The sequence below is a fragment of the Streptomyces sp. SID5910 genome (assembly GCF_009862125.1).
Lineage (GTDB): Bacteria > Actinomycetota > Actinomycetes > Streptomycetales > Streptomycetaceae > Streptomyces.
In genome coordinates this window covers 1-1,339 of sequence record NZ_WWHX01000752.1, presented here as the reverse complement: position 1 = coordinate 1,339, position 1,339 = coordinate 1, and the positions used below count along the sequence as shown (strand labels likewise).

Sequence of the window (1,339 nt, the reverse complement as noted above, 5' to 3'; positions counted from 1 at the left end):
CGCGGTGCCCGCCGGGACGGGCGCGAGCGCCGCGCTGCCGGGTGCGGTGAGCGCCGTCGGCAGCGTCGAGGCCGATGTGTCCGGCCTGGTCAGACCCGTCGACGCGCCCTCCGCCGCGCTCGCGCTGCCGGTCCCGCGCGTCGACCCCGGCGACCCCAACGCCGGTTTCCTGGCGGGCCTGATGGCGTCCGCGCCGGGCGAGCTGCTGACCGCGCTCGGCGCCGCGCCGGCACCGTCGGCCGAGACCCGGCTGCGGCAGATCCGGGCCCGGCTGGAGCAGGACGACGCGCCCGGCGCGCTGGAGACCCTGGACGCCCTGGAGGGTGAACGGCCCGACGACTGGCGGGTCGTCTGGTACCGGGGCCTGGCCTCGCTGGTGACCGGTGACCGCGAGGGCGCCGCGCTCGCCTTCGACGCCGTCTACGACGCCTTCCCGGGCGAGATCGCGCCCAAGCTGGCGCTCGGCCTGTGCGCGGAGGTGCTGGGCCAGCTCGACAACGCCGCCGAGTACTACCGCCTGGTGTGGTCGGCCGACCCGAGCCATGTGAGCGCCGCGTTCGGCCTGGCCCGCGTCCAGTTGGCGGGCGGCGACCGGACCGGTGCCGTACGGACGCTGGAGTCGGTGCCGGAGTCGTCCGTCCACTGCACGGCCGCGCGTGTGGCGGCCGTACGGGCACGGCTGCGCCGGCGCACGGCGGACCCGGGGGACGTCGCGTTCCTGGACGATCTCGCGGCGGCCGCACGGCAGGTGGAGGCGCTGGACGTGTACGGTCTGGACCCGGCGCGCCGCGAGCAGTTGTCGGTCGAGGTCCTCGGCTGTGCCCTGGACTGGGTACTCTCCGGGGGCCGGGGTTCCGTTCCCTCCGCCGCCGGGGGACGGTCACTGCTCGGCAGCGGTCTGGACGAACGCGGCCTGCGTTTCGGCCTGGAGCGCTCGTACCGCACGCTGGCCCGGCTGGCGCGGGGCGGCGAGGAGAGGATCGACCTGGTGGAACGTGCCAATCGTTACCGCCCCCGGACGTGGGTGTAGTTGATGTCGCAGATGCCCCAGCAGGCCGCTGTGTCGAAGTGCCCGAGCTGCGAGGAACCCCTCGAGTCGGACGACCGTTTCTGCGGCGCGTGCGGATACGACCTGTCCGCGGTGCCCGCGCGGCCCAAGGACAGCCCGACGATCGCGATGAACGGCGCGGTGCCCGCACCGTCGTCGCCACCGGACGGCGTCGACTGGCCCGCGGCCCGCGAGACGGACAGCTCCGGCCGTCCCGTGCCCGCGCACGCGCCGGCCGACGTGCCCGGCACGGACTCGGGCGGCTCCCCGCTGCCCCCGCAGCGGCCCGCC

2 protein-coding genes are annotated in these 1,339 nt (G+C 76.2%); both read left to right on the top strand.

All coding sequences use genetic code 11. The features are described from left to right. Positions 1–1,030: tetratricopeptide repeat protein (locus tag GTW67_RS26505; RefSeq protein ID WP_161167305.1), on the top strand; the 1,030-nt coding region annotated here is incomplete at its 5' end. Between the two features lie 3 nt (positions 1,031–1,033). Further along, positions 1,034–1,339, top strand: a 306-nt coding sequence (locus GTW67_RS26500; RefSeq protein WP_161167304.1) for a zinc ribbon domain-containing protein, incomplete at its 3' end; no start/stop codon positions are given.